The 20485-nt window shown below is 38.5% G+C and carries 20 protein-coding genes and 1 riboswitch; of the genes, 5 read left to right on the top strand and 15 right to left on the bottom strand.

The window, feature by feature from the left end:
• The first annotated feature begins 91 nt into the window (after positions 1 to 91).
• Complete coding sequence (fldB, locus tag WNY98_RS07545) at positions 92 to 613, top strand: flavodoxin FldB (RefSeq protein WP_007583764.1); 522 nt, start codon at positions 92 to 94, stop codon at positions 611 to 613.
• 78 nt (positions 614 to 691) lie between these two features.
• Here the strand turns inward: fldB and WNY98_RS07540 are convergent, their stop codons facing one another.
• The 4 genes from WNY98_RS07540 to WNY98_RS07525 all read right to left on the bottom strand — a co-directional run bounded on the left by WNY98_RS07540 (position 692) and on the right by WNY98_RS07525 (position 4379).
• Positions 692 to 1159 carry a YHS domain-containing (seleno)protein gene (locus WNY98_RS07540; RefSeq protein WP_076925106.1) on the bottom strand — a complete coding sequence of 156 codons (468 nt, stop codon included), beginning with the start codon at positions 1157 to 1159 and terminating at the stop codon, positions 692 to 694.
• A 139-nt stretch (positions 1160 to 1298) separates the two neighbouring features.
• Positions 1299 to 1745: a DUF2147 domain-containing protein gene (locus tag WNY98_RS07535; RefSeq protein ID WP_170072486.1), complete on the bottom strand. Its 447-nt coding sequence runs from the start codon at positions 1743 to 1745 to the stop codon at positions 1299 to 1301.
• 164 nt (positions 1746 to 1909) lie between these two features.
• Positions 1910 to 3619, bottom strand: a complete 1710-nt coding sequence (locus WNY98_RS07530; RefSeq protein ID WP_342877530.1) for a DUF4153 domain-containing protein — start codon at positions 3617 to 3619, stop codon at positions 1910 to 1912.
• Positions 3620 to 3680: 61 nt separating this feature from the next.
• Positions 3681 to 4379, bottom strand: coding sequence for a methyltransferase (locus WNY98_RS07525; protein WP_170072482.1), 699 nt, complete (start codon positions 4377 to 4379; stop codon positions 3681 to 3683).
• 75 nt (positions 4380 to 4454) lie between these two features.
• Here WNY98_RS07525 and srmB point away from each other — a divergent pair, with 75 nt between their 5' ends.
• Together srmB and WNY98_RS07515 are read left to right on the top strand one after the other, a co-directional pair.
• Positions 4455 to 5681, top strand: coding sequence for an ATP-dependent RNA helicase SrmB (srmB, locus tag WNY98_RS07520; RefSeq protein ID WP_007376476.1), 1227 nt, complete (start codon positions 4455 to 4457; stop codon positions 5679 to 5681).
• A 271-nt stretch (positions 5682 to 5952) separates the two neighbouring features.
• Positions 5953 to 6273: a BON domain-containing protein gene (locus WNY98_RS07515; RefSeq protein WP_010553266.1), complete on the top strand. Its 321-nt coding sequence runs from the start codon at positions 5953 to 5955 to the stop codon at positions 6271 to 6273.
• A gap of 216 nt (positions 6274 to 6489) precedes the next feature.
• Here the strand turns inward: WNY98_RS07515 and WNY98_RS07510 are convergent, their stop codons facing one another.
• The 3 genes from WNY98_RS07510 to yaaA all read right to left on the bottom strand — a co-directional run bounded on the left by WNY98_RS07510 (position 6490) and on the right by yaaA (position 10678).
• Positions 6490 to 8460, bottom strand: coding sequence for a methyl-accepting chemotaxis protein (locus WNY98_RS07510; protein ID WP_342877529.1), 1971 nt, complete (start codon positions 8458 to 8460; stop codon positions 6490 to 6492).
• A 361-nt stretch (positions 8461 to 8821) separates the two neighbouring features.
• A complete protein-coding gene (locus tag WNY98_RS07505) occupies positions 8822 to 9769 on the bottom strand; it encodes a mechanosensitive ion channel family protein (RefSeq protein ID WP_342877528.1) in 948 nt (315 codons plus the stop codon).
• A gap of 129 nt (positions 9770 to 9898) precedes the next feature.
• Complete coding sequence (yaaA, locus tag WNY98_RS07500; protein WP_170072478.1) at positions 9899 to 10678, bottom strand: peroxide stress protein YaaA; 780 nt, start codon at positions 10676 to 10678, stop codon at positions 9899 to 9901.
• A gap of 225 nt (positions 10679 to 10903) precedes the next feature.
• Between yaaA and tal the strand changes: the two genes are divergently transcribed.
• The gene (gene tal, locus WNY98_RS07495) at positions 10904 to 11854 is read left to right on the top strand and encodes a transaldolase (RefSeq protein ID WP_024598990.1); all 951 of its coding nucleotides are present in this window, start codon (positions 10904 to 10906) and stop codon (positions 11852 to 11854) included.
• A 202-nt stretch (positions 11855 to 12056) separates the two neighbouring features.
• Complete coding sequence (locus WNY98_RS07490; protein ID WP_007583746.1) at positions 12057 to 12245, top strand: DUF3545 family protein; 189 nt, start codon at positions 12057 to 12059, stop codon at positions 12243 to 12245.
• 107 nt (positions 12246 to 12352) lie between these two features.
• On the opposite strand, the gene ung is transcribed toward WNY98_RS07490, so the two are convergent.
• The 8 genes from ung to WNY98_RS07450 all read right to left on the bottom strand — a co-directional run bounded on the left by ung (position 12353) and on the right by WNY98_RS07450 (position 20438).
• Entirely contained in the window at positions 12353 to 13015 is a 663-nt protein-coding gene (ung, locus tag WNY98_RS07485; RefSeq protein WP_342877527.1) for a uracil-DNA glycosylase, read from the bottom strand.
• Positions 13012 to 13872: a cobalamin-binding protein gene (locus WNY98_RS07480; RefSeq protein ID WP_024598992.1), complete on the bottom strand. Its 861-nt coding sequence runs from the start codon at positions 13870 to 13872 to the stop codon at positions 13012 to 13014. Before WNY98_RS07480 ends, ung begins: the two co-directional genes overlap by 4 nt.
• Positions 13872 to 14471 carry a cob(I)yrinic acid a,c-diamide adenosyltransferase gene (gene cobO / locus WNY98_RS07475; RefSeq protein ID WP_170072474.1) on the bottom strand — a complete coding sequence of 200 codons (600 nt, stop codon included), beginning with the start codon at positions 14469 to 14471 and terminating at the stop codon, positions 13872 to 13874. The genes WNY98_RS07480 and cobO overlap by 1 nt, the downstream gene beginning before the upstream one ends.
• Positions 14464 to 15948, bottom strand: a complete 1485-nt coding sequence (locus WNY98_RS07470; protein WP_342877526.1) for a cobyric acid synthase — start codon at positions 15946 to 15948, stop codon at positions 14464 to 14466. The genes cobO and WNY98_RS07470 overlap by 8 nt, the downstream gene beginning before the upstream one ends.
• A 6-nt stretch (positions 15949 to 15954) precedes the next feature.
• Positions 15955 to 16959 carry an iron ABC transporter permease gene (locus WNY98_RS07465; protein WP_197102206.1) on the bottom strand — a complete coding sequence of 335 codons (1005 nt, stop codon included), beginning with the start codon at positions 16957 to 16959 and terminating at the stop codon, positions 15955 to 15957.
• A 1-nt stretch (position 16960) separates the two neighbouring features.
• Positions 16961 to 17773 carry an ABC transporter ATP-binding protein gene (locus WNY98_RS07460; RefSeq protein ID WP_290192896.1) on the bottom strand — a complete coding sequence of 271 codons (813 nt, stop codon included), beginning with the start codon at positions 17771 to 17773 and terminating at the stop codon, positions 16961 to 16963.
• A 244-nt stretch (positions 17774 to 18017) separates the two neighbouring features.
• Positions 18018 to 18150: riboswitch (cobalamin riboswitch) on the bottom strand.
• A 316-nt stretch (positions 18151 to 18466) separates the two neighbouring features.
• On the bottom strand, positions 18467 to 19399 hold the full coding sequence (locus tag WNY98_RS07455) for a porin (RefSeq protein WP_076925095.1): 933 nt from the start codon (positions 19397 to 19399) through the stop codon (positions 18467 to 18469).
• Positions 19400 to 19565: 166 nt separating this feature from the next.
• On the bottom strand, positions 19566 to 20438 hold the full coding sequence (locus WNY98_RS07450) for a LysR family transcriptional regulator (protein WP_024598997.1): 873 nt from the start codon (positions 20436 to 20438) through the stop codon (positions 19566 to 19568).
• Positions 20439 to 20485: the final 47 nt, after the last annotated feature.

Below are 20485 nucleotides of genomic sequence, written 5' to 3'. Positions count from 1 at the left end.
ATGCTCTCATGCTTTGCTAAGGTATCAATTAAAAATACCTTACGGTAAACTTGAGCCTATCATATCAGGCAATTACACAGTGATAAATACGATGCAAATTGGTTTATTTTTTGGTTCTACTACGTGCTACACCGAAATGGCAGCAGAAAAGATTCGCGACATTATTGGTGCCGATATAGTTACCCTGCACAATATTAAAGACGAGCCACTAAAAAATGCAGAGCAGTACGACTTTATCATCTTTGGTATTTCAACATGGGACTTTGGTGAAATACAAGAAGACTGGGAGTCAAAGTGGGACGACATAGCCGACGTAAACCTAAATGGTAAAACCATTGCTTTATTTGGCATGGGCGATCAGCAAGGTTACGGGCAGTGGTTTCAAGATGCACTAGGCATGCTACACGACGAAATAAATACGCAAACATTTACTCAACTTGGTTTTTGGCCAAACGACAGTAGCTACGAGTTTGAAGCTTCAAAAGCATTGACGCCTGATGGTAAACAGTTTGTAGGACTCGCATTAGACGAAGACAGCCAATACGAGCTAAGCGACGACCGCATTGCAACATGGGTTGAACAGGTAATGACTGAATACGGCGAAACGCTTTAATTCACTTATAAATACCGAAAATAAAAAAGCGCGTAACTATAAAATTAGTTACGCGCTTTTTTATTAATATAAATCAATTTATTGAAACGTCATCACATTGGTTGTTTGTGGGTAGTACCCATCAGCCATAACGATATAAGGCAGTAAATTACTTAACCACTTTTGCTGTACGCTTTGGCTATAATTTAAGTAAAGCTTATCTTCGTGAATATAAAATGCTTCAGGGTCTATCCCTACGGCATTACCCTCATCAGCCATTGCATAAGCGCACCAGCCACCGTATTGCGGTGCATAACGCTTTGGGTTTTCTGCAAATGTCGTTTTGTTTTCTTCACTCGAAAAATGCCAGTCAGCACCTAAATAACTAAACGTATATTTGTCGCTACCTTTAACGGCTTTATTTTGCGTAAAATATGCAACGCTGTCGTACCCTTTAATAGCCGTGTTATTAAACCAACCCGTATTTACAGCATCATCCTTTGCGCTTGCTCCACCGCTTATTAACAGTGTGCTCAGCATTATTAAAGCAACTATGTACTTAATCATCTTTTTTCCTTTATTATTTACTCAAAATTGAATGCCAATTAAATATAGCTGGCTTAGTGAGTAAGAAAGGCAAAGCACAAAAATGATTTCAGCTAATACTTAATTATTTAACGTTTAGTGATTAAATAAGTAGTAAAACTTACTCTACTTTTAACCAATATTGATTACGGTAAAAAAAACCAATGTAGCCGCGTACTTCGAGCTTTTTACCTTCATCCTGCGGGGTTAGTTGTAAAGTGTAGGTTTTACCATTTGTTGGGTCGAGTATTTCTCCGTCTCCCCAGATGCCATCATCTTGTGCTTTTACATCGGTGATTATAGTCATTCCTAAAATAGGCTGATCTTTTAACTCATCATCGCATTTACTGCATATATCATTTTGTTTTGCAGGGTTAAGAATGGTTTCAACTTTGCCGCTTAATACACCGTTGGTTTGGGTAATACGTACATACGACTTAGCTTGGTTTGTATCCTCATCAATCGTTTTCCAAAGGCCTACTGGCGTAATAGTAGCAAACACACCTTGGCTTGCAAAAATGGTGGCTGCTAACGTGCTAAGTACTGCTAATTTATTTAACTTTTTCATTGTGTTGCCTTTTAAATTAAGTGGCTAATAGCTAAATCATATCAGGTGATTTATAAACACACTATTAAAGCGCTGTACATAAAATAAAAAACCAAAAGCAAAAAACCTAAACTAATAATCATTAGTTTAGGTTTAAGGGGCAGTCGCATAAAAAAAGTTACGCATTACCTCACTTTAAAAACAACATCCCCTATTTTTAGATTTGAATATTCAGGCTCAACTAAAGATAATTCGTTATTATCAATCATGCTTTTAAGGTATCTAATCTCTTCAGGATTTTCGACATTCATATACCTTGATCGCCACTTACCCATGTCGAATAACCAGAAATATGCGGCTATATTTTCATTACTTTCGTCAATCACTATAAAATCGAGTTCATCATCCTTGTTCAAATCCATGCCAATGAAATAGTAAGTATGTTCTTTTAAAGAGTTACGATCGTAAAAATGTTGTTCAGAAAATACTGCCTCTATTAAACCTTGAGGTATTAGCGCTTGTGATGGCCAAAATACACTGCGCTCAATAAAATCACCGACTGTGTGTTCAAGCGTTAAAGCAAACTCATTATTTACATACATCCTATCGATGATAGCGTATTGCTCTGGGTGACTCGTTTCAATTTTCTGTTTTAATAACTGCATAGCTAAATAACCTTGGCGTCCTAAGCTGTACTCAAAATAGTAATAGTCAAACTTTTCTATTGTTACTTTATCTGCATCTAAACGCGCTATTTGGCTGTTTGTAGATAAGCTTTGAAAATTTAATAAAGGGGAGTTAACAGCAAGCATACTAACGAGCACCACCCACCCCATCACAATATTTATTTTGCTAAGCGGCTCTAGCCAATTGTCTCGCTTTGTTATAATTCCAACAAGATAACTAAACGAAAAACACGCCAATAAAAACCAAATCAAAATGCCCCAACAACGATCTACTGTTAGCCCATGCTGATCTACCCGTAAGTAAATTCCATAGGCAGAAATAACACTATAAACTGGAAGTAACGCAACGCTTATAAAAACGAGTCGGTGCAAGAGCAAGTGATAAGGGCGAACTGATGAGTCGTCTTTATAAACAGTGTTAACAAAAAACAACGTGAGCACCTGCAGCCACATTACTAATAAACTGCCACTTCCGGTCTCCCATAATTTATTGAGTCCGGTAAAAGGAAGTGTTGCTAAAAAACCGAGAGAAATAACTGATAAAACAGGCAATAAAAATTTAATTAAAGTTTGTAGTAAAAAAGCGATATTATCTTCAATGTTCAAAAGCTTTCTAAATATGATACTCGCAAAGGCAAATGCGAGCGTTAAGGTTGGGATCCAAAACCATTCATCTCTTAGTAGCTCAGAGAAAAAATTTATATCTAAAATATCAAATAAAGCCGCACCTAAATTTAGTATTCCCCAAAAAATAAGTACGAACAGCCAGCATTCTCCAAAAATTATAAAATTACGCCAAGAGAGCTTAAACAAACGACTGTAGCTAACATTTTCTGAACTACCAAATTGTTGAATGTACATAAGGCCTTTAAAGCCAGCTATTAAACTAGTAAAAATAAAAACGGATATTAAATTGCTATTACTTACGTACTCTTGAGGCTTTTGCTGAAAGCCTGCATACGCACCCAGTAAAGATAACAACAAGGAAAAAGGAAGGATTAAAAGTAACGACGTTTTTATATTATTTTTATTAACGGTCATTAGCATTAATAAAGGAAAGCTCATAGAAAATGTAATAAGTGAGACTAACCATGTAGGGCTTGTTGCTGGCCACACATTATTTTCTATACTGCTATATAAAAGGGTAAGAGCAATAGCCTGTACTACGGCAAGTATAATTATAAAGGATTTTGGTAACTGACTATCCATATCTGTTCTCAACAATAGGTTTTAGTCAGTTTGCGTTATTCGTTCCTATTTTACAATTGCTTCACATTTTCAAATAAAATGCTTTGCACAGGGCTATATAATCAGCAGTGTAGGTATTATCTAAGTTTCTAATACACAGGATTGATGATTCTATATCGCTTTTTACGTAGCTAAATGTCATTAAACTGCGGCTAATATCTTTGTTGGGCGTGGCTTTTACTTGGCAGTGAGTATTTAAATAAAGCCCATTTTGAATAGCAAGCTCAATAAATAATGCGCCTTCAACGCTTGGGAGTATTAAGCTAAAGCGGGAACCACTATGGCTTAAATGTTTAAAGGCATTAATTAACTCTTCAAAACTTAATCCGTCGGTATGGCGTGCGGCATTACGCGCAGCATTATCGCCTTTTAAACTGTGATTAAAATACGGTGGATTAGAGATAACAACATCAAATTTAACTTCACTACTAAAGCGTTGAATAGTTTGGTGCGTAATACTTATAGTTGGCCACGGACTATTAGCTACATTTTGTAATGCTTGGGTATAGGCGCTTTCGTCAATTTCTACCGCAGTTATATCAAGCTCATTACTGCGCTGCTTACACATTAGTGCTAGTAAGCCGGTGCCGGTGCCTATATCAAGTAATGACTTTGCGCCACTTAAGTTAGCCCATGCACCAAGCAAAATGCCATCGGTAGAAACTTTCATTGCACAGTGGTCGTGTTCAACTTTAAATTGTTTAAATACAAAACCAGACATTTTTTCACCTTTTCATTCACCAAGCGCAGCATAGCGCGTATAATCAGGGTAATTGTCCCTTATTTTAGACACTCTATGCAATTTTCTGAATTTGATCTTGATAACAAGCTACTCGATGCCATTAATAAAATGGGCTACGAGACGCCAACCAGCATTCAACAACAAGCTATTCCTGAAGCACTACAGGGGCGCGATATTTTAGCATCTGCGCCTACTGGTACAGGTAAAACAGCGGCATTTTTAATTCCGGCTATTCAGTACTTACTGGATTTCCCACGTCGTGACCCTGGTTTTGCGCGCGTACTCGTTATGACCCCAACTCGTGAGCTGGCTTATCAAATTCATGAACAATGTGAACTGCTAGCTAAACGCACACACCTAAAAATTGGTGTAGTAACAGGCGGTATTAACTACGGCACGCATAAAGAAATTTTTGAAAAAAATAACGATATTTTAATCGCCACACCAGGTCGATTAATGGAATACCTAGAAACCGAAAACTTTCATGCTGAACATGTAGAAATGCTTATTATTGATGAAGCAGATCGCATGTTAGACATGGGTTTCAAAAAGGAAATGAGCCGTATTTGTGACGAAGCTAAAAATCGTCGCCAATGTTTTTTATTCTCAGCAACACTTGAAGGTGACAGCGTAGAAAGGTTTGCTGAAAAAACATTAAACGACCCAGCTCTATTAGAAGCCGAATCGTCACGTAAAGAAAAAGCAAAAATTCACCAATGGGTACATTTAGCCGACGATTATCATCACAAACTTGAGTTATTAGTTAATACGCTAAAAAATCCTGACGTGACTAAAGCGATTGTGTTTGTTAAAACTCGCGAACGCTTAGAAACATTGATTGGCGAACTTACAACTAATGATGTAAAAGCAGCGTGGTTACGCGGCGAAATGCCACAAGACAAACGTATGAAAGCCATGGAAAACTTCCACAGTGGCAAAACAAGCATATTAGTTGCTACCGACGTAGCTGCACGTGGTATTGACGTATCTGACATCAGCCACGTTATTAACTTTGATATGCCGCGTACTGCCGACGTATATGTACACCGTATTGGTCGTACTGGCCGTGCTGGTAAAAAAGGGATAGCAATATCGCTAGTTGAAGCACACGATATTGGTATTTTATATAAGGTAGAGCGCTACGTTGAACAAAAATTAAAACGCCGTGTAATTAGAGGTGTCGAGCCACAGCATAAAGAAGCTAAGCCACCTGCTAAAAAGCGTAAAGATCCAGTAAAAATGAAAGCCAAGAAAAAGGCTAAGGTTAAAAAGAAAAAGTAACCTAAAACATTTTTATACTAAGCCGGCTTTTGTCGGCTTTTTAATGCAAGCTTTATAGCTCTGTCACTTGTACCTGTTACATATGTAACCCAAGCATGTAACTCATACTCATTTAAATGTAATTTTTGCCCACCTGAATTCCCACTTAATAAAATCCCCTTATATTTCATAGCGTTAATATTGGCACCGAAATTGTAACTACAAAGATAACCTAGCCGATGGAATTTCCATATTGTGGCTGCACTATTCACCGTAATGTAAGGATTAAGTTATGAACCGCTTCAAGTTAACTATCGCTTTAGTATCATTTTGTTGTTTATTTTTATTAGCTTGCGCTACAAAGGTAAGTGCAGCAACCAACATGGCCGTAGTAAGCAGTGTAGCCACTCAACCTAACTTACAACAAGCTATCACCAACACCCTACGAACTAATCCTAACCTAGCGTTAAGTGATATTCGTGTGCAGGTAAAAAATGGTGAAGTAGATTTATATGGTGAAGCACAAACTGGTTTTCAGCGCGCACTAGCTCAAAAGTTTTTAGAAAATATGGATGGCGTAAAAATCATTCGTAACAAAATTAGCGTTATTTAACATGTTAGAATAAAACATAAATATGTTGGAAGTTTGTAATTTACGAGCTCATCGGTTGCAAAGTGTCTCACCAACTCTAATATTTATTTATGCGCGTGCACTATTTGGCACGCGCTTATTTACGTCTTTTATGGTACGTCCCTGTAACATCCTACCGTAGTTATATCTGTATGATTAGCGTCATTAAATCAAAGATTTCTAAATTAATAGAGTAAGTTAAAGACTAAACTTTTGGGCCTCATCATTTAAACCGTTTGCCATCCTAGACAATTCGCTACTTGACTGTGCAATATCCCTAACTGCCTGCTCGGTCTCTGATATACCCATATTTATGACACCTATATTTCGTGATATTTCATCGATGGTGGTTGCCTGCTGTTCAGAGGCGGTTGCAATTTGAACAACCATATCAAATATTTCATCTACTGCTTTGCCTACATTACTATTGATTAAGTTTGCTTTCTTAGCTATTTCCTGAACTTGAGTTGTTTGTCCTACATTGTCTGTCATTGCTTGAACAGCTGCGTTACTGGCACTAACAACAGCTTCAATGATCACTTCAACCTCCATTGTAGACTCTTGCGTAGACTTAGCTAAGCTTCGTACTTCATCAGCAACAACAGCAAAACCACGCCCTTGTTCACCAGCTCTAGCTGCTTCAATTGCTGCGTTCAAAGCAAGTAAATTAGTCTGATCAGCTATCTTTTTAATAACGCCTAATACATTCACTATTTTTTCTGAATTATGCTTCAACTCCGTCACTTCATGTGCTGATTTTTTTGTAGCTTCTCCAAGAGAAACAAGTGCGTTGTAAGTACTATCATTATTTTCAGAGCCTTCTCGAGCCATTCTTTGAATATTTTCACATAATAATGATGCACTAGCAGTTGTACTCGCTATCTCTTTTACTGTTTCAGTCATTTCGGTAGTGGCGGCTGCAACTTGTATAGTTTGTGCTTGCTGCTCGGTAACTGCTAAGCTAGTTTGCTCAGTAACTGAGGCAAGCTCTGTTGCTGTACTGCCTTGCTGAACTGCAACGTTAGATAATTCACCAATCATTTTTCTGAGATTTTCTAACATGGTATGCAATGCAACTTGTAGCATGCCTACCTCATCGTGTGAATTAACTTCGATATTACTGCTAAGATCTCCTGCCGCCACTTTTTTAGCAAAAGTGGAAGCTACAATTATTGGAGTCGCTATTTTTCGAGAAAAGAAAACACCAATGAATACAACAACAATTGCAGCTACTATTATAGAAATCACACTAAAAAGCACAGTCTGATGGACTGGTGCAAATGCTTCTGATTCGTCAATTTCACTTAATATAATCCAGCTAAAATCTCCAATCTTTATACTATCGAAGGCAGAAAGTACGTTATTTCCATTATAATCTTTTATTATTTTAGTACCATGTTGAGCATTTAAAGCTAAATTTACAGCCTCTGTATCAGCACCATTATTTGTTACAGTTCCTGCAAAACTTGCTTTGAGTGAATGTCCTTCTGGGTCAAGATATGAATCAGAACGCATTAGCTTATCTTCTCCAACTAGGTAACTCTCACCAGTTTCTCCCATCCCTTCGCGAACACCCATTATTTGATTAGTCCCTTTGCTCGAAAGCTGTAAAGCAACTATTGTATCGCTACCATCAACAGGTATAGCAATAAACGCAGCGGGTTCTCCATTACTTGGTGCATACGGTTTGTAATCAGCAATACTAAAACTTTTAGATTGTTTAACCTCTTTAATTAAATCTCCTAAATTTGAACTCGCATATTTCCCTTTTAATATGTTTGTTTGATAATCAGATTCTCTAGCTTGAGTGTAATAAATAAGCCCATTGTTATTAATTAAAAACACATCGTAATAGTCATACTTCTGTATATATTCTGTAAAAAAGCGATCATAGTTGTCTTCCTCAAGCTGCGGAACAATTAAAGCCAAAAGCTCAATATCTGCCCTTTTTTGATTAAAATAATTTTCGATCTGAGTTTTTTTTATTTGATTAATCGCCTCAAGCGACTGAGATATATTGTATTCGACGCGTGATTTTGATTGTAATGTAGAAATTGTAGTAATTATGAGGGCGGGTATTATCCCTACGAGTAGGAAAATTAATGTTAGCTTAGTTTTTAAACTCCAATGACTCGTTTGAAAAGCTGAACTTTCTTTCTTGCTTGGCATTTGTATTTACTAAATAAAGAGCAGTTAAGTTAAACCTAGCCTACCAAAAGCTAAAAATGAATTTATTTATTCAAAAAACCCGAATTTACAGGGGGGAACAAACAAAACAGGAACATAAAACCACTAAAATGCATTTATTATCCAAACACCTCGTTGTTTATGTATTTGTAATGGTTACAAGTTTATTTATTGCGCTATTATGGGAAAATGATAATTTATACTTATATGAAGGGACTTAACTTTAAAATTAGAAATATCCTTTATTTTATAAAATGTCTAAAAAGCGCGTTTTACTCTGTAAAAACGCGCTGTTGGTAGGTAACTATTTCCCAATGCTTTTGCCTAGTGAGTTTTAACTAAATTACTCACTTTGGTCAGAGTCAGTACCGTCTTTATTTGATGACTGCTGACTTATTTTATCACTTATCATGGCATCGAGTTTTTCGCCGCCTTTAATACCAAAATCTAAAGTACGAATTGGGAATGGAATACTAATATCAGCTTCATCAAGTGCCTGCTTAACGGCAACAACACCTTTGTGGCGTACCGTCATAAAGTCAGGCTCGCCTGGGTATTTAATCCAAAACCATACCAGTAAGTTAATGCTGCTGTCACCAAAACCTTCGGCGTATACTGCGGTTTCATCTTTGCGTATTACAAAGTCAAATTCGTTAATTTTTTCGACGATGACGTCTTTTGCTTTTTCTATATCGTCGCCGTACGAAATACCTACGGGTACTTCTATGCGTCTAACACCTAGCGTGGTGTAATTTTTTAGTACGTTTCTAAATAATACTTTGTTTGGTACCAGTATTAACTGCCCATAAAAGCTCTCTATTAGCGTGTTACGTAGGTTTATAGAATGTATTGAACCAAACACATCATCGGTTTCTATTACGTCACCTGTTTTAAATGGCTTACGTACGCCCATTGCTATACCAGCTATTAGGTTCTCGGTCATGTCTTGAAACGCAAAACCAATTGCCAAACCCACAATACCCGCACCAGCAAGTAACGAAGTTACGGTGCCTTTTAGCCCAACAAAATCGAGCGCTATAAATAAACCTATGCACAACACAATAACTTTAAAAATTGACGCCATTAAGTCGGCAATTTGTTTTGAGTCGAGTGAACGGCGTAATACATTTTTCATCAGCTTGCCAGCAAAGCGCGCCAATATTGAAAATACTATGGCAATTAAAATTGCCACTATAAAATTAGGGATATGGCTGATAACAACATCAAACCACCCTCCAAGCTTTTCCTCTATTAGTTTTTCGGCTTCGCCAACTGACGGAATGCTGATCATTTTATTTGCACCTCTGTAATCAATAATCTCATTAATATTAGATGGGGTTGCAAATATAACGCCAGCATCAAAAAAGCCATGCGGTGCATGGCTTTTTAACTATTTAATTAAGTGAACTTTACGCTCAGTTTAATTTTGTTCGTCACGCATAAATACCGGCTCAAGCTCTTTAGCTGTTGCCTCTGGGCTAAAGTAATAACCCGCCACAGTAAACTCTTTAAGTTGACTTAATTGCGTTACTTTATTTTCGATAATGTAGCGCGCCATCATGCCGCGTGCTTTTTTAGCGTAAAAGCTAATAACTTTATATTGACCGTTTTTACAGTCTTTAAAGTGTGGGGTAATAATTTGTGCATTAAGCGCTTTTTTATCAACCGCTTTAAAGTATTCATTTGAAGCAAGGTTAACTAAGTATTGTGCGTCTTGCGCTTTTAATACGTCGTTTAGTTTATTCGCTATAACGCTACCCCAAAACTCGTATAAGTTTTTGCCACGCGAGTTTTCAAGCTTGGTGCCCATTTCAAGACGGTAAGCTTGCATTAGATCAAGTGGTTTTAATAACCCGTATAAACCCGAGAGAATACGCAAATGGTTTTGTGCGTAATCAAGCTCGCTAGCTTTAAGCGTACTTGCATCTAAACCGCCATATACATCGCCATTAAAGGCAAGTGCGGCTTGTTTAGCATTATTTTGTGTAAACGGTTGTGCCCACTCGCTAAAGCGCGCAGCGTTAAGTCCAGAAAGCTTATCGCTAATTTTCATTAAACTGCCAATTTGCGCTGGTGTTAGTTCACGGCATACTTTCATGAGCTCTTCGCTGTGCTCTAGTAATTCAGGCTGAGTGAACTTGTCTGTTGCGGGTGGCGTTTCGTAATCAAGATTTTTTGCAGGTGAAATAACAGTGATCATAGTTAGCTATTGACTTGTAATTTATTTAGTGTCAATTTCAACATTAAATGAAACGAAAAGCACGTTTTGTTTAAATAAATCCTCTCTTAATAACCCATGCATTGCCGTTTTTTTATTGATCAGGACATAAGACCTATCAAGCATTGTCACACTGTTGCAGTATGGATTGTATATATTAAGAGTGATCAGATTTTTCTTTTAACTTGCTTGGAATGAGGAAAGCAAATGACTTCAGCTCTACAAAGGCTAAAACAACATTCATCTATTGTGGCCGACACTGGTGATATTGAAGCTATTAAAAAGCATCAACCAGAAGATGCAACTACAAACCCATCACTTTTATTAAAAGCGAGCGAGATTGAAGCATATAAGCCTTACCTAGATAAAGCTTGGAGCTACGCAAAAGAAACCGAGCAAGAGCCTGCTAAACAACTTGAACTAGCTTGTGATTACTTTGCCGTATTACTTGGTAAAGAAATTAGCGAGATTGTACCTGGTTATATTTCTACTGAAGTAGATGCACGCCTTTCGTTTAATACACAAGCTACAATTGATAAAGCACATACCCTACTTAGCCTTTACGAAAAAGAAGGTGTAAGCAAAGACAAAATTTTAATTAAAGTAGCGTCTACATGGGAAGGTATTAAAGCCGCTGAGCAGCTAGAAAAAGAAGGCACTAAATGTAACCTTACTTTATTATTTAGCGATGCCCAAGCCCGTGCTTGTGCTGATGCAAACGTATTTCTAATTTCGCCATTTGTTGGCCGTATTTTAGATTGGCACGTTGCTAACGGTATGGAAAAACCAACCGATCCGCTACAAGATCCAGGTGTTCAGTCTGTACGCAGCATTTTTGAATTTTACAAACGCCATGACTACAAAACAGTTGTGATGGGTGCAAGTTTCCGTAATACAGGCGAAATTATTGCACTTACAGGTTGTGACAAGCTAACTATTAGCCCTAATCTTTTAGAAGATTTAGGTAACCTTGAAGGCGCACAAGAATATTTGCTTGAAAGCGATGTTCCACAAGAGCCAAAACCAGAGCCACTTACAGAAGCACAGTTCCGTTGGTTACATAACCAAGATGCTATGGCTACTGAAAAACTAGCTGAAGGTATTCGCTCTTTTGCTGATGCACAAGAACAACTAGAAGCGCGCTTTAAAGCAATGTAATTTGCTATAATCGTGTTTTAAAAAACGTCGCAATAGCGGCGTTTTTTTATGCCTAAAATACGCTACTCCTCTATATAATCTTCGTATAAACCTTCATCAACTCATCACATCCTCGTAACATAACTGTCACTTTTTTATTCTATTTTAGTTATGCCTGTGGTATAGGTATTCTTGAGGTCAATAAAATCAATAGGAGAAGTTCATGGATAGCCTAAACGATATATTAGAGATATTAGAAGGACCAGATACAACAAGGAAAACCTCTCAGAAAAATAAAAAAAGAAAATGGCGTGAAATAGAAGCAATAAAAGACAAACAACGCCTACGTAAAGAACTACAAGAACTAGACTACTTTACAGACAGTATTGCGATTGAAGAGCTCGATTTTTAATTCAATACGCCCCAACTAAACAAAAAGGCTTCCGATATATGGAAGCCTTTTTTAATGCGCTGAAAATAGCTGCATGAGATAAATTTATTATTCAGAGCCCAGGTTATTTACACCTGCCAGTTAATCGGTTTTTCATCTTGGGCTTGTAATAGCTCATTCGTTTTTGAAAAATGCTGACAGCCAAAAAAGCCTCTATGCGCCGAAAGCGGCGATGGGTGTGGCCCTTTTAAAATATGATGGCGAGCGCTATCTATGCCTTTACCTTTTTTTTGTGCATGTGCACCCCATAAAATAAATACCACACCTTCGCAGTGTTTATTAATATGCGCTATTACATTATCGGTAAATTGCTCCCATCCTAAATGCTTATGAGAATGCGCTTGCCCTTGCTCAACGGTCAATACTGTATTGAGTAGAAATACACCCTGATCTGCCCAACTTTGCAGGTAACCATGCTCAGGAGTAATAAACCCGCTAATATCGGTAGCTAACTCTTTATACATATTTTTAAGCGACGGCGGCAGCTTTTTTACATCAGGCAATACCGAAAAACACAAGCCATGCGCTTGCCCTTCTCCGTGGTATGGGTCTTGTCCTAAAATTACAACGCGGATGTCATTTAGCGCTGTGGCATCAAAAGCGCTAAATACTTGAGGTTCAGGCGGATAAACAGCAACACCTTCATTGCGGCGATTAGCCACATACTCTAACGTTTGCTGCATGTAAGGTTGCTGTAATTCACTTTCTAAAAATGTAGCCCAATCGCTCATTGTGTACTCTTAATCTGTTTACGTGATGCGTCTATTTTATCACACATATCCGCGAGTCCATCTAGCATCCGCGGAGTAAAACGATGTAATAAATCAGCATTTACGCTAATAAATTGATCATTTTTAACAGCGGGCACTTCTGGCCATTTTTGCCAATTAACAACCGGCTGTGGTGTTTTTGATTTTTCATCAGGGATAATAATAACTTGTGGCTTAGTAACAATGACATTTTCGATACTAATTTGCGGGTAATCTGTAACGCTCTGTGCAAATACATTGCTTACATGGCATGTTTCAATCAGTTGGCTTATCCATGTATTTTTACTTACTGTCATCATGGGCTCAGCCCATAACTGATAAAACCCGGTAATATTTTTTTTATCTTGCTGGCTTTTAACAATACCATTTAGCTTATGTTTAAATGCATTTGCCGCTTGCTGGCTTTGCTTAATGTTCCCTGTAAATTCACCAAAAGTAAGTAACTCGTCGGCTACACCAGCGATTGTGGTCGGGTTACTTAAATATACTTTTATGCCAAGGCGCTCTATTTGGGCTAAATCTTCGCTTTGATTTCCGCTTTTCCACGCAATTACTAAGTCGGGTTTAAGCGCCAATACTTTTTCAAGCGAGATGCCGTAATAACCCCCTATGCGCTCAATACTTTGGGCTTCACTTGGGTAGTCGGCGTAATCAACCGTGCCCACAATATTATCGCCCGCCCCTATGGCAAATAGATTTTCGACTATATGTGGTGCAAGCGCGATTATTCGCAGTTTTTTAGAATCATTAACCTGCTCTGCAAGTGCACTGCCCGATACACTAAAAAGCAGTAGCCCAATAAAAAACGCTTTAAACATTAGTAATCAAACCCTTCGAGCGCTTTTATGCCTGAGTCGAATGCGTGTTTTACATTACGCACTTCGCTTACTGTGTCGGCAAGGTCGGTTAAAGTACGATGCGCTGCACGCCCGGTAATAATAACTGACTGCATAGGTGGGCGGTTATTAAGCGCTGTTACCACTTCATCTAAATCAACGTAGCCGTAGGTCACCATATACGTAAGCTCATCGAGTAATACTAAATCAATACTGCTATCAGCAAGCATACGTTTTGACTCTTGCCATGTTGCTTGGGCGGCTGCGGTATCGGCTTCTTTATTTTGCGTATCCCAGGTAAAACCGGTGTTCATTACAACAAACTCAACACCTGCACCTTGTAATAAATTACGCTCGCCACATTCCCACGTACCTTTAATATATTGGCAAACAGCCGCTTTTTTACCATGCCCTACGCAACGTGCTACAACGCCAAAGCCCGAAGTTGATTTACCTTTACCGTTACCGGTAATTACCTGAAAAATACCTTTTACATCTTGCGCTGCAGCAACACGCGCATCCACTTGTTCTTTTACTTTTTGTTGGCGTTTTTGGTGTTTATCGTTGTTTTGTTCAGTCATTATTGTGCCCTTCATAAATCGAGATAATTTGCTGTATATTTAAATGCGTTTCGCACATGGTTGCTAATCGTTCTAACTGCTGCTCGCGATGAGTGGCAATACTAATTGGATTAATTGAGGCGCTTGGTTTTACCCATTTTAAAATTTGCGATGTAGCATCGGCTTCATCAAACAAGCCATGTAAATAGGTGCCTGCAATGGCATTATCATCGCTAATAAAGCCATCTGTTTTAAAGCCATTTGGGTGGTTTTTATTAAAGGTTATAAATGGCTTATTAAGCGCTGCACCTTGGCTAATTCCTGCATGTATTTCGTAACCACTACACGGTGTTTGTTGGTTATTTAAAAGTAGTGTAGCGGTTATTTTAGTTAATACTTTTTGCGTTGTCAGCGTGGTTTCAAAGTCGCATAGAGCAAGCCCATTTACTTGCTTTAATGACGATTCAATACCATCGGGATCGTTGATTGTATTACCCAGCATTTGCATGCCGCCACAAATACCAAGTACTTTGCCGCCATAGCGTAAGTGGCGCTTAACTTGAGTGTCCCAGCCTTCATTTTTCAAAAAGGTTAAATCGCCCAGTACATTTTTACTGCCAGGGAGAATTATCAGATCAACGTCTGGGATAGTTTGCGTGTGGCGCACATAATTTATATTAATATTGGGGTGCAAACGCAGTGCATCAAAATCAGTATGGTTACTAATGTGTGGTACAAGCAGCACTACAATATTAATTGTGGCGTTGGTTACATTATTATCAATTGCGACGGCGTCTTCAGCATCAAGCGCGAGGTCGTGCAAATAAGGTAATACGCCAAGTACGGGTTTGTTTGTGTATTGTTCAAGCCAATCAAGCCCACCTTGCAGCAAACTTATATCGCCTCGAAAGCGGTTTATAACAAAGCCTTTTACTCGTGCCTGTTCTGATTCGCTTAGCAAAGCAAGTGTACCTACCAAATGTGCAAACACACCGCCTTTGTCGATATCAGCAATTATAATAACAGGGCAATCTACCTCTTCGGCGTAACCCATATTGGCAATATCGTTTTCACGCAGGTTTATTTCAGCAGGACTCCCTGCCCCTTCAACAAGGAGTAAATCAAAGCGTTTAGCTAAGCGGTTATGAGAGGTAATTACCGCATCCATCGCCACTTTTTTATAGTCGTGATATTTGCCCGCTTCCATATTACTAATGGCTTTTCCATGAATAATAACTTGCGCGCCCGTATCGCTATTAGGTTTAAGCAATATGGGATTAAAATCTATTTCGGGCTCGACTTTAGCGGCTATTGCTTGCAAGGCTTGCGCACGGCCAATTTCTCCGCCATCTTTTGTTACCGCGCTATTAAGTGCCATATTTTGTGGTTTAAAAGGCGCAACCTTTACTCCACGCTTAGCAAACACTCTGCAAAGAGCTGCAACTAGGGTGCTTTTACCAGCATCTGATGTAGTGCCTTGAACCATTAGGGTTTTCATAGTGCTTTACACCTTTCGCTTTCTAAAAAACAATAAACTTAAAAAAAACACGCTACCAATAGCAGCGGTAATAACGCCTACAGGCAATTCTTGGTTTTTTAGTAAGGAGCGCGAAAGTACATCAACCCACACCATAAATGTACCGCCCACTAAGCTGGTTACAAGCAATCCCGCGATCGTGCCTTGGGAGATAAAAAAGCGCACAATATGCGGTACCATTAATCCTACAAACCCAATACCACCACACATAGCCACCAGCACAGCGGTAATTAATGAGCTTAAAACTAGCATAAGTATTCTAAAGCGCTGGACCCTGACACCTAATGTAATTGCGCTTTCATCGCCAAGTAACATGGCATTGAGTTGTCTTCTAAAGCTCAGCATTACAAACGTACACAATGTAATTACCAATAAAGGCAACCAAAGCGTAGCCCACTGCGCACGAGCAAAGCTGCCCAGTGTCCAAAATAAAATAGCGGCTACCGCCTGAGGGTCACTCCAATAAAGCAACAAACTGGTAAACGCACTAAATAAAAACGACAGAGCAACGCCAGCTAATAGCATTGATTCTACCTGTGCACTTTGCTGCCTACCTGCAATAAGAATTAATAAACTCATAGCGAGTAAGCTACCTAATAACGCTGCTGCCGATAACATAAAACCTGCACTAATACCTGCTAGCGCCATAAGTAACACCACGCCAAATGAGGCACCCGACGATATACCAAATAAGTAAGGGTCGGCTAGGGGGTTGCGCGTTACCGTTTGCAAAATAAGCCCCGCAATGGCTAAGCCAGAGCCTGCTAAAAAAGCGAGTAATGTGCGTGGCATTCTTAGTTCAAAAATAATACGCGTATTAAAAGAGGCATCATTTGAGAGCAAAAAACTATTAAGTACATCTTGTAGTGAGGTATCTGCTGCGCCAAAACTAAGTGCTGCAAATAAGCTAAATAAAGCAGCTGCAGCACTTATAAATAGCGCAAGTGATTGGCGAGTATTAACTGTGCTCATATTATTTGTAACCATAAAAGTAAGTGATATGAGGAATGTTATTTCCCGACTTCGATATTTGCGGGTGGTTATTTACTTGAGCGCAGACACCAAAAACCTCACCTAGCATGTTTTCGGTTAATACCTCACTTGGCGCGCCTGAATGCGTAATTTCACCATTTTTAATAACCACTAGTTCATCGCACATTGCAGAGGCTAAGTTTAAATCATGAAACGATGCAAACACCGTTACACCCAACGATTTAGCAAGCTCCATTACCTGTATTTGGTATTTAACATCTAAATGGCTAGTTGGCTCGTCCATTATTAACAGTTGAGGTTGCTGAACTATGGCGCGGGCTATCAAGGCACGTTGCTTTTCACCGCCTGAGAGTGATTCAAAGCTTTGATCACTATGATCTACCAACCCAACGGTATTGATAGCTTGAATAACTTTTTGTTTATCAGTGTTAGTTACTGAGCTAAATAGCGATTTATGAGGCGTTAGCCCAAGCGCAATAACATCAAATACGCTTAAGTTAAATTGCGACGGGGTTTCTTGTAAAACAACCGCTACTTTTTTTGCGTACTCATCGCTTTTTAGCTGCCAAATATCTGTGCTGTTAAATTCTACAACGCCATTACTTGGTTTATTAAAACGATATAGACAACGCAATAAGCTCGATTTACCTGCGCCATTGGGACCAATCAAACCAACAAATTTACCTGTGGTTATTTTAAGGTTTATTTTTTTGAGAATCGTTTTATTGCCAATATCCCACGATACGTTTTTAACGTTTAGCAATGGTGTATTTAATGGCGTTTGAGTGTGCAATAGTCAGTCCTAGGCTAGGTTAAACTCACTTAAAATGCGATAAAAATACTAATGCACTACAAGAAAAAATGAGTAAACCCGCTCGTTAAAAAATTCATACCAGTTGCATTAAATTAGTGAGCTATTATAGCGACAAATAAATAGCTTAATAACAAGGCGAAATTATGGCATATAGTTGTTATATATGAATAATTTTTAACAAAGTTAGTAAGTTATTTAATTCGCTAGAAAGATCATGTTTTTAATAAAATTGGTATTATACCATTTGTATCTGACTTACAGCTTAGCTGATTACAGTTGCGGGAACAGTCGAGGACTCGCACCTCATTCCAAATGAAGCTCTATTATGGGCGGCTAAGTAAATAATTTAAAGCAAAAAAAACCGCACTCAAAAGAGCGCGGTTAAAAAGGGAGTGTTTTAACTAGGGCGTGTTGACCCTTGTGGATTTAAATTTGTTCAATCTAGGGGCGATTAAATCGCGGCGCGAGGTTTGTAACCTAGTGGGCTAAGTAAAAACCGAGCAACAAAGAGTAAATCATCCCTAGAAAGAACCCTGAGGGCAGCGCATGTTTGGTATTTATGCTACGTTATCGCCTATTTATGGGGAATACCACATTTCACAGACTCTGCCTTGCCTAAAAACCAAACACACTGCTGCAAATTCAACCACCAAAGATAAACACGCCCTGCCGTTAAAACTTGTATTCAATACCTAAGCCTACGTAGTCTTGGTCAACGTTGTTGTCCATATCAAAGCTTGAGTAAAAACCAAATACTTTAATGTTTTTATTTAATTTGTGATCAAGACCAACTGAAATTGCTGACTTATCGTCGCTGTCGTCAAAGTCCATATCTTGATATTGCACTTTAAATGTGTTGTTACCCATGCTGTAAGCAGCATTTAGCAAGTAACCATCCGCTTCTGCGCTGCCATCTACTGCTTCTTGTGTTTGGTACATTGCGCCCAATTTAAAGTTTTCAACTTTACCCTGGATTGATGCACGCACTACATCGTAGCCATTTACTTCGCTATCGGCTGCAATAGAGGCGTATACCGCGCTCTTTTTAAGTGCAACGTCACCGTAGGTCACTGCCATTGAGTAACCGTTATCAGCGTCTACATCGTCTTCAGCTACAAAAGTAGCAAGTACTTTAAAGCCTTCGTATGAGTTTGATGAATAACTAACTGTATTTCCTAAGCGGTTTTCACCTTTAAATACATTTTTAATGTCGCCTTCAAGGTCGTTAAATAAATCCAACTTGCCTTGAGATTGCTTAAGCGCAGTATCGTTACGACCAATAACTACTTGGCCAAACGCACCTTTTAAACCAACGTATTGGTTACGCGCAGAAATATTGTCGTCGTTATCGCCTTTTGAATCAGCATCAGACACATCAACTTGAAACTCAAACTTATATACCGCTTCTAAACTATCATTTATTTTTTCAGAACCTTTAACACCAAGACGAGATGCATTACTTTTTATCTCAGTAAAAGACCCTTCGCCATCATCTGATGATTGCACTGTTACATTCGCTTTACCGTAAATGTCTACGTCGGCAAGTGCATTAAAAGATAAACCACTTAATAGTGCTAAGCATAAGCTCGATTTTACAAATTTCATGTTATTTCCTTGGATAATCACAAAAGACTAATTTTTAAAACTGCTGCATTTTGTCATCGCTAAATGACAGTAATATTACAATGGAAATATTAATGTCTTTTTTTATTAATAAAAATGCATTAAATGTGAAATCAAAATAACATGAAAGTTTAATAAATGGTCTCTCTTACTTACTTTGCTTTAAAGACAAGCTTGGCGTCATTTGCGAAAGTAAATTAACTAAGGTTTCTATTAGTTCTTTTTGCTCGTTGTCTCTGTGGTACGCAATAAATACGTCCCTTGAGGTGTTTTCTACCCCTTTAACATGAAACAACTCACCTTTTTCTAAATGCCCTTCAACCAATACTTGAGGTATAAATGCACTACCACCACATTGCAGTATTAAATCAAGTGCAATACGTCCTGTGCTAGTTCTAAAGTAAGGTGGCGTTTTTCCTGTAAACTGGCGTGCATGCCAAAGAGAAAAAGTAGTTCCCCAATCAACATACACATATTGATTATCAAAAAAGTTTTCGTTGGTTGCTGTGTCATATCCGCTTACAGGAATGATTGGCAACTCACAAATTCGCTCTACTACTAACTCGTCTACTTTTGGTGGATCAAACAATATTGCCAAATCAAGCGTGCGCTCTAATAATAGTCGAGTGCTTTCTTGTTGTGCTTTAACTTCTGCAACCAACGACACGCCCGGCATCGCCGATACAATATTTGTTATACCAAACTGTAAAAAAGCATCCCAAATATTAGGCGTTCCTGCTAAGCTAATTTGCTTATGCATATTATCGGCAAGCGCAACATCTACTTTGGCCCGCTGCATGCCCGTAATAATCATTTGTGCGTGCGGTAATAAGCGCTCGCCAGGTGCTGTAAGTTGAATATTATTACGCTGGCGAATAAACAAATTAACACCAAGCCCTTGCTCTAATTGGCGAATTCTAAAGCTCACTGCAGACTGCGTAATATAAAGGTTTTCGGCCGCTTTACCAAAGTGACGCGTACGTACTACTTCAACAAATGTTTTTAATAAATCGATATCCAATTTTTTATCCTCACGATAAAAATAATTTGTTTAATAAATTGCCAAAC

It is taken from the genome of Pseudoalteromonas sp. AS71 (assembly GCF_038900275.1).
Taxonomy (GTDB): Bacteria; Pseudomonadota; Gammaproteobacteria; order Enterobacterales; family Alteromonadaceae; genus Pseudoalteromonas.
This window is presented reverse-complemented; position numbering and strand designations above follow the sequence as displayed.

Bases quoted from the DNA above. Each gene is read 5' to 3' on its own strand.
- fldB (WP_007583764.1), top strand. From the start codon at position 92: ATGCAAATTGGTTTATTTTTTGGTTCTACTACGTGCTACACCGAAATG.
- WNY98_RS07455 (WP_076925095.1), bottom strand. From the start codon at position 19,399: ATGAAATTTGTAAAATCGAGCTTATGCTTAGCACTATTAAGTGGTTTA.
- WNY98_RS07510 (WP_342877529.1), bottom strand. From the start codon at position 8,460: ATGCCAAGCAAGAAAGAAAGTTCAGCTTTTCAAACGAGTCATTGGAGT.
- WNY98_RS07465 (WP_197102206.1), bottom strand. From the start codon at position 16,959: ATGAGCACAGTTAATACTCGCCAATCACTTGCGCTATTTATAAGTGCT.
- WNY98_RS07490 (WP_007583746.1), top strand. From the start codon at position 12,057: ATGGATAGCCTAAACGATATATTAGAGATATTAGAAGGACCAGATACA.
- srmB (WP_007376476.1), top strand. From the start codon at position 4,455: ATGCAATTTTCTGAATTTGATCTTGATAACAAGCTACTCGATGCCATT.
- cobO (WP_170072474.1), bottom strand. From the start codon at position 14,471: ATGACTGAACAAAACAACGATAAACACCAAAAACGCCAACAAAAAGTA.
- WNY98_RS07515 (WP_010553266.1), top strand. From the start codon at position 5,953: ATGAACCGCTTCAAGTTAACTATCGCTTTAGTATCATTTTGTTGTTTA.
- WNY98_RS07540 (WP_076925106.1), bottom strand. From the start codon at position 1,159: ATGATTAAGTACATAGTTGCTTTAATAATGCTGAGCACACTGTTAATA.
- yaaA (WP_170072478.1), bottom strand. From the start codon at position 10,678: ATGATCACTGTTATTTCACCTGCAAAAAATCTTGATTACGAAACGCCA.
- WNY98_RS07530 (WP_342877530.1), bottom strand. From the start codon at position 3,619: ATGGATAGTCAGTTACCAAAATCCTTTATAATTATACTTGCCGTAGTA.
- WNY98_RS07525 (WP_170072482.1), bottom strand. From the start codon at position 4,379: ATGTCTGGTTTTGTATTTAAACAATTTAAAGTTGAACACGACCACTGT.
- WNY98_RS07535 (WP_170072486.1), bottom strand. From the start codon at position 1,745: ATGAAAAAGTTAAATAAATTAGCAGTACTTAGCACGTTAGCAGCCACC.
- WNY98_RS07470 (WP_342877526.1), bottom strand. From the start codon at position 15,948: ATGAAAACCCTAATGGTTCAAGGCACTACATCAGATGCTGGTAAAAGC.
- WNY98_RS07505 (WP_342877528.1), bottom strand. From the start codon at position 9,769: ATGATCAGCATTCCGTCAGTTGGCGAAGCCGAAAAACTAATAGAGGAA.
- tal (WP_024598990.1), top strand. From the start codon at position 10,904: ATGACTTCAGCTCTACAAAGGCTAAAACAACATTCATCTATTGTGGCC.
- ung (WP_342877527.1), bottom strand. From the start codon at position 13,015: ATGAGCGATTGGGCTACATTTTTAGAAAGTGAATTACAGCAACCTTAC.
- WNY98_RS07480 (WP_024598992.1), bottom strand. From the start codon at position 13,872: ATGTTTAAAGCGTTTTTTATTGGGCTACTGCTTTTTAGTGTATCGGGC.